The sequence below is a fragment of the Aedoeadaptatus coxii genome (genome assembly GCF_001553115.1).
GTDB classification, from domain to species: domain Bacteria; phylum Bacillota; class Clostridia; order Tissierellales; family Peptoniphilaceae; genus Aedoeadaptatus; species Aedoeadaptatus coxii.
Map to the genome: position 1 here is coordinate 140,546 of NZ_KQ960181.1, position 7,591 is coordinate 148,136.

Consider the following 7,591-nt stretch of genomic DNA (forward strand, 5'->3'; position numbering starts at 1 on the left):
AACAACGATCGAATCAAAGAAAAGTTAGGAGGTCTGAGTCCGAAACAATACCGAGAACGAATGAACGCAGCATAGAAGGAATGTTATGTAAAACAAAATCGAGCAAGCGAAATGCTTACTCGATTAAGTCCAACTTTATGGGGTCACTCTAGAAGGCCGAATCTCTATTTGTTTTCTTTGTCTTTTGCCACGACGTCGTCGATGCGATCTTGGAGTGCTTTAATTTTATCTTTCGTATCTAAGCTGCCTTGAATGGGGTCGCCGACAATATTGCCGTTTCGATCCACGACGATGGTCGTCGGGAAGGCGAAGATGTTGACGATCATGCCGTCGATACCGTCTCCTTCGTCGGGCACGATGTTTTGGTAATTGACGCCTTTGGTTTTAAGGATCTCTTTCGCCTTGTCGTTTTTATCTCTTTCCACGAGAAGGCCTTTCAGCGCCACATCTTGATCTTTCCAACCGTCAGCTAATTTTTGCAGCTGCGGCATTTCCTGTACGCAAGCACCGCAATCGGTAAACCAGAAATTAACGACGGTGGCAGCGTGTTCTTTAAAGACCGATCCGTCGACCTTGTTGCCGTCTAAATCGGTGCCGGTAAATTCGGGGAAAGTCTTGGGCATTTCGCCGGTTTGTGCAGCGCTGGCTTCAGTGGAAGTTTTGTCGTTGTTCCCTTTATTGTCCTCTTTTTTGCCGCAAGCCGTAACGGGTACGGCGAGAGCCAAGGCCAAAAGGACGACGGTGATCTTTTTTAAATTCAATTTCATTTTCATTCTCCTTCTTTACATTCTTTTAAATTCTTTTGTCCGCCTGCATTCATACAAGACCATGTGGAGGAAATAGCGTCTACCGGGCAAGCCTCTATGCAATCGCCACAGCGAATACATTCCCGCTCCCTTTCCCCTTTGTAGATGGACACGTCCATAGGGCAAATTTTCTCACACTTTCCACATCCGATGCAAGCATTACTTACATTCAGCTGCATAAAAGAAAGCTTATTAAATAGAGAGTAAAAGGCGCCCAAGGGACAAATCCATTTGCAAAACGGGCGGTACATAAGGATCGATAGGATCGTGACGACGATCAGAGTGGCAAGCTTTAAATTAAAGAGGGACCCGAAGGCCGTGCGCATGGACGGGCGGACGAGGGAAATGGGAAGGGCGCCTTCCAAAATTCCCTGAGGGCAAATATATTTGCAGAAATAAGGCATGCTCATGCCCGTTTCATCTACAATGAACACGCCGAGCAACCACACGACGACGATCATAATAATATATTTTAAGTACGTAAGGGCTTTAAGTTTCTTTGTCGAAAATTTCGGCGTGGGCAGTTTGTGGAGTAAATCCTGAAACCAACCGAAGGGACATAAAAATCCGCAGACGAAGCGCCCGAGCATGACGCCTATTAAAATTAAGATACCTGTTATATAGTAAGAAAACTTAAAAGAAGACGAGCCCACCACCGCTTGAAACGCTCCTACGGGGCAGGCACCGGTAGCCGCCGGGCAGGAATAACAGTTTAGCCCGGGCACGCAAGCGCGTTTTAAAGATCCGGTATAGAGCTTTCCGCTCGCAAAATTTCCCACATGAGGATTGGTAGCAAGGGTTGCCAATCCCTGGAGCCAGTTTCTTCTTTTAAATAGTTTGTTCGATAACTTCATCTTAGCCGATCCCGATACATTCCAAGCAAATTCTCACGGCTTTCGCAAAAACCGTATCCACTTCCCCGCGGTACGCTCCGTAAACAATACAAACCGCACCGAGAGCTAAAAGTGAAAAACGTACAAACTGTCGATTCATTTTTCCTCCTCGTCATTCAATGTTACGTCTACAGTATAAAGCCTTTACTTGTGTATTTCCTGTTCTCTCTATGAAAAAATGATTATCGCTTTGTGAAAATCATAAGAGATGCCTGATGAATTATAGACTATCGCCTTATAATCTATAATGACTATCTCGTATACGTTTAATATTTGAATTCATAACTCTGTTATTCCATAAAATAATGTTTAGTCTGTGATTTTATAGATTTACCTACCATTTTTGAAATATTATGTATATAATGTTTCCAAGAGCAGAGATCGAATGAGTGATAACGTTTTCACTTTCGCCTATCTCACGCTCACAAAAAGTAAGCATTATACTTAACAGAATGTAAGGAGTGTGTTCATGAGAGAAAAAGTCTATAAGTCTATGGACGGTAACGAAGCGGCGGCTTATGTATCCTACGCTTTTACCGAAGTAGCTACGATTTATCCTATTACCCCGTCGTCTCCGATGGCGGCATTGGTCGATTCTTGGTCCGCCGATGGAAAAAAGAACTTATTTGATCAAGAAGTTCGTTTAGTTGAAATGCAAGCAGAAGCCGGTGCAGCCGCAGCACTACACGGCTCCCTGGAAGCGGGCGCTCTCACCACCACTTACACCGCTTCCCAAGGTCTCGCCCTCATGATCCCCAGTATGTTCCGTACGGCAGGTTCATTATATCCGGGCGTAATGCACGTAGCGGCGCGTACATTAGGTACCCACGTACTTTCGATTTACGGCGATCACTCCGACGTTATGGCGTGCCGCCAAACCGGCTGGGCTATGCTCGCTTCCGCCAATGTGCAAGACTGTATGAACCTTGCCGCCGTCGCCCACTTATGTGCCATCGAAGCCAGCGTACCCTTTATGCACTTCTTCGACGGCTTCAGAACTTCTCACGAAATCCAAAAAGTCGAAGTCATGGATTACGAAGACCTTCGCGACATGCTCAACTGGGATGCCGTTGAACACTTCAAACAAAACGCCATGAATCCGGAACGCCCGAAACAAAGAGGGATCGTTCAAAACCCGGACACTTACTTCCAATCCAGAGAAGCCGTCAACGTATTCTACGATCGCATTCCCGAAATCGTAGAAAAATACATGAACAAGGTCAACGAATTAAAGGGCACAAACTACAAGCTCTTTAATTACTACGGCGCAGACGACGCGGAATACGTCATCGTCGGCATGGGCTCCGTCAGCGGCCTCGTACAAGACACGGTAGACAAACTCAATGCCGCCGGCGAAAAAACCGGTTATTTACAAGTTCACCTCTACCGCCCCTTCTCTAAAAAACATTTCTTAGATGAACTGCCGAAAACGGTAAAACGCATTGCCGTCATCGACCGTACGAAAGAACCCGGCGGAAGAGAACCCCTCTACCTCGACGTATCCGGCGCCCTTAACGGCGTAAAAGACAGACCGGAAATCGTCGGCGGACGCTACGGCCTTTCCTCGAAAGACGTGGATCACGCACAAATTAAAGCCGTCTTCGACAACTTAAAACAAGCCGAATCCAAAGACGACTTTACGGTCGGTATCGTAGACGACGTTACCTATCGTTCCCTCCCCGTAGATCACAGCTTCCAAATCGAAAATCCGAAGATCATCCAATGCAAATTCTGGGGTCTCGGCGGCGATGGTACAGTCGGTGCCAACAAAAACTCCATTAAGATCATCGGCGACAACACGGATATGTATGTTCAAGCATACTTTGAATACGACGCCAAGAAAACCGGTGGTATTACCAAATCTAATCTCCGCTTCGGCCACGAACCCATTCGTAACTCCAACGCCGTTACCCACGGAGACTTCATCGCCTGCCACAACCAAAGCTACATCACCCGCTACGATATCGTCAACGAAATTCGTCCGGGCGGCGTATTCTTGTTGAACACCACGTGGGACGACGCCACCTTGGCGGAACGCCTACCCAACAAAGTGAAGAAATACCTGGCGGAAAACGACATTAAATTCTACACCATCGACGCCGTTCACTTGGCGGAAGAAATCGGCTTAGGTCGCCGTACCAACACGATCTTACAATCCGCATTCTTTAAACTGGCCGAAATCATCCCCATGGATGAAGCCGAACGCTTAATGAAAGAATTTGCCAAGAAATCCTACGCACACAAAGGCGAAAAAATCGTCAACATGAACTATAAAGCCATCGAAGTGGGATACCAAAACCTCCATCAATTTGACGTACCGGCGGAATGGAAAGACCTTACCGTCGTCGAACCGGATGTGGATCAAACCTTGAGCGAATACGTACGCAACATGATGCTCCCCATTACGGAACTTCACGGCGACGATTTGCCCGTATCCGCCTTCAAAGGCTACGAATCCGGCTACATCCCCTTGGGAACATCGAAATACGAAAAACGCGGCATCGCCGTACACGTACCCCGTTGGCAACCGGATAACTGTATCCAATGTAACCAATGTTCCTTCGTCTGCCCCCACGCCGTTATTCGCCCCTTCTTACTAAACGAAGAAGAAGTGAAGAACAAACCGGAAGCATTCCGCACCGTTCCCGCCAAGGGCATTAAGGAATACGAATTCGCCATTCAAGTGGATCCCCTCGACTGTACGGGATGCGGCAACTGTATCCAAACCTGCCCGGCAAAAGAAAAAGCCCTCGTATTCGAAGATCTGGAAACACAACTTCCCGAACAAAAGAATTGGGATTACGCCATGACCTTGTCCCACAAGGAAAACCCGATGAACAAGTTTACCATCAAGGGCAGCCAATTCGAACAACCGCTCCTCGAGTTCTCCGGAGCTTGCGCCGGCTGTTCCGAATCCCCCTATGCTAAACTTCTCACCCAACTCTTCGGCGACAGAATGTACATCGCCAACGCTACGGGTTGTTCCCAAGCCTGGGGCTGCGCATTCCCCATCGCACCTTACACCACAAACTATCAAGGATTCGGCCCGGCATGGTCCAACTTGTTATTTGAAAACAATGCGGAATTCTGCTTAGGTATGTACCTTGCCAATGGTCAACAACGTGAAAAAGTGACCATGGAACTTGAAAAAGTAAGCAACGCCATCGACGATGCCGACGCTAAGAAAGCATTTAAAGAATGGCTCGACAACTTTAACGAAGGCGAAGGCACCCGCGAACGCAGCGACGCCGTTATCGCCGCCCTGGAACGCTTAGATCTCGACGGCGAAGCCTTAGAAGCTAAAAACTACGTCCTCGACCACAAAGCACAACTCACCAAAAAATCCTTCTGGATGTACGGTGGCGACGGCTGGGCATACGACATCGGCTACGGCGGTCTGGACCACGTCCTGGCAACAGGGGCAGACGTCAACGTCCTCGTCGTCGACAACGAACTTTACGCCAACACCGGCGGCCAATCCTCCAAGGCTACGCCGAAAGGATCCGTCGTACAATTTGCCGCAGCCGGTAAGAAAACCGCTAAGAAAGACCTGGGTCTCTTAGCCATGAGCTACCGCGACATTTACGTCGCAAAAGTTGCCCTCGGCGCCAACATGAACCACCTCATTAAAGTCATCAAAGAAGCCGAAGCATACGACGGCCCCTCCCTCATCGTCGCCTACTCGCCCTGTATTAACCACGGCCTCAACAAAGGCATGATGTATGCAACCCAACAACAAAAAGAAGCCGTCGAAAGTAACTACTGGCAACTATACCACTACAACCCCGAACTCATTAAAGAAGGTAAAAACCCCTTCATCCTGGATTCCAAAGAACCGACCAAGTCGTATCGCGAATTCATAATGAGCGAAAACCGTTACGCATCCTTACTCCGACGCTCCCCCGAAGAAGGCGAAGAACTCCTCGACGCATCGGAAGAAGACGCAAGACAAACCTACGAACGCTACAAAGCATTAGCTGAAGACAAATAAAGATAAGAAGAGAAAATGCCTCACGACAACGTGGGGCATTTTTGCGTCTTGAATTTACAATCTAAGCGCAACAAAAAACGATTCACCTTTTCCCGGTAAATGGTGTCGACAAAAACCAATCAACCGGGAGAGACGATGAATCATTATTCTTATTGTATAGGCGCCCTAGAGGCGGATACGGTGACAACCAAAATCGGCAGTCCATACTTACTCACATTGACTGACCGGGAAAGCCGCTACCTACTTTGCCAAAAAATTCCGAAGACGAATACCCGATGATATAGCGAGGGACAATTTTCCGTTATCAAGTCACTATTGTGTTCTTTTACTTGATTATGTGGTATTGTTTTTTAGAAGGAAGCTTACTCATGGAAATCGGTGATAAAATCCGCTCCTTTCATGAGTTGCGTGGACTTACTCAAGATCAGCTCGGTAAGCTGTTAGGCATAATCGGAGGAACGATTAGAAAATATGAGTTGGGAATTAGAAATCCTAAACAAGATCAACTTATTAAAATTGCAAATGGCTTAGGCATCGGCGTAAGTGTCTTTTACAAAAGAGAGTGATACCATTGAAGGCTTACCTCGAGATACTTGGATCCAAGAAACTGAAAAAGTCTTCAAGCTAAGACAAATGCAAGGCACTATCTTGCTTGATAAAGGTGAAAGCGTGAAAGATAGAATGGAAAACAATAAAAAAGACTAGAGTGGTTCTGGGAGGTACTTAGGTGAACCATAAATTAAGTAAAGGAAAAACTACAGATGGCCTGATGCGCCATATTCGGGATAATCATAAAAACTGAAATAGGTGGTTCTCGTCAAAAACAGGAACTATTAAACATGGGTTATTATCATGGATATAAAGCATTACGATTCATAAAAAAGAGAAGTAACGATCAAAACTATGAAAAGTTTGATCAGATTAAAGCCATCCATGATTTCGATAATCGCTTGAAAATAATTTTCTTTCCAATACTTATTCAGGTTGAAACTAGTTTAAAAAACAGGTTAATCGATTGTTTAGTTCCGCAAGAGAATCCGTCTATCGAATATATATACAGCGCTATGTTAATAGACTATAAGCGGAATAAGCCGGGAGATAAGAAATATAAAAAATATCTAAATAGACGATTGGAATTACGTAATAAAATTGATGAAACAATAGCCTATCATTATTCAAAAGGAAATCCCGTCATCTCGCACTTCTTTCATAACTCAAAACCCGTACCTTTATGGGCGTACTTTGAAGTAATTTCTTTTGGGGAGTTTGGTAACTTTTTATACTGTCTCGATAGAAATTATAAAATCAGGTTTGCTGAGAAACTCAATATTCATCATTCCGGAATGAACCAAAATGGTAGAATCATCGAAAATATGGTGTTTGCTTTAACATCACTAAGAAATGCAGTTATGCATAATTCTGTTATATTTGATTGCAGATTTAACAATGATGATCAGTCCAATCAGATTAAAGGCTATATCGAAAATAAAACCGGAGTTAGAAACATATCTTTTTCACATATTGAAGACTTTCTTATTCTTACAATTTTCTTTCTAAAATCTCAGAATACTAGTATAACTGAACTACAGAGGATAGTGAGAGAGTTTGAAAGTGCTGTAAAAAGTCTTGAAAGAAATATACCTAACTCCGCTTTCTTTCAAATTTTAGGAACTGACGTAAATAATAAACTAACTCAATTGAAGTCTTTTATCATTTAAATCTTTACAAATTAAGCCTTTATTGCTATAATAATGAACAAATAGGGGCGTATTACTTCGGTTTGCGCTTGAAGAGTCGGATTCGTCCGGCTCTTTTTATTTGGTTCTAAAATATCCATTGGGGCAGAGTGACCCCATAAAGTTGGACTTCATCGAGTAAGCATTTCGCTTGCTCGATTTTGT

General features: G+C 44.9%; 7 protein-coding genes. 4 read left to right on the forward strand and 3 right to left on the reverse strand.

Translation table 11 applies throughout. The features are described 5' to 3' along the window. Positions 1–75: IS3 family transposase (locus HMPREF1863_RS09505; RefSeq protein WP_408605344.1), on the forward strand; the 75-nt coding region annotated here is incomplete at its 5' end. An 89-nt stretch (positions 76–164) separates the two neighbouring features. On the opposite strand, the gene HMPREF1863_RS06385 is transcribed toward HMPREF1863_RS09505, so the two are convergent. Genes HMPREF1863_RS06385 through HMPREF1863_RS09265 form a run of 3 tightly spaced genes read right to left on the reverse strand, consistent with a single transcriptional unit; the run spans position 165 to position 1,799 of the window. After that, entirely contained in the window at positions 165–767 is a 603-nt protein-coding gene (locus HMPREF1863_RS06385; RefSeq protein WP_068368782.1) for a TlpA family protein disulfide reductase, read from the reverse strand. Positions 768–769: 2 nt separating this feature from the next. After that, positions 770–1,612: a 4Fe-4S binding protein gene (locus tag HMPREF1863_RS06390; protein ID WP_456297573.1), complete on the reverse strand. Its 843-nt coding sequence runs from the start codon at positions 1,610–1,612 to the stop codon at positions 770–772. A 49-nt stretch (positions 1,613–1,661) separates the two neighbouring features. After that, positions 1,662–1,799, reverse strand: coding sequence for a CD1871A family CXXC motif-containing protein (locus HMPREF1863_RS09265; RefSeq protein WP_198142724.1), 138 nt, complete (start codon positions 1,797–1,799; stop codon positions 1,662–1,664). A 369-nt stretch (positions 1,800–2,168) separates the two neighbouring features. Here HMPREF1863_RS09265 and nifJ point away from each other — a divergent pair, with 369 nt between their 5' ends. The 3 genes from nifJ to HMPREF1863_RS06405 all read left to right on the forward strand — a co-directional run bounded on the left by nifJ (position 2,169) and on the right by HMPREF1863_RS06405 (position 7,408). Beyond that, the gene (nifJ, locus tag HMPREF1863_RS06395) at positions 2,169–5,690 is read left to right on the forward strand and encodes a pyruvate:ferredoxin (flavodoxin) oxidoreductase (RefSeq protein WP_068368786.1); all 3,522 of its coding nucleotides are present in this window, start codon (positions 2,169–2,171) and stop codon (positions 5,688–5,690) included. A gap of 368 nt (positions 5,691–6,058) precedes the next feature. Continuing rightward, positions 6,059–6,256, forward strand: coding sequence for a helix-turn-helix domain-containing protein (locus HMPREF1863_RS06400; protein WP_068368789.1), 198 nt, complete (start codon positions 6,059–6,061; stop codon positions 6,254–6,256). Between the two features lie 273 nt (positions 6,257–6,529). Continuing rightward, complete coding sequence (locus HMPREF1863_RS06405) at positions 6,530–7,408, forward strand: Abi family protein (protein WP_198142725.1); 879 nt, start codon at positions 6,530–6,532, stop codon at positions 7,406–7,408. Positions 7,409–7,591 lie beyond the last annotated feature (183 nt).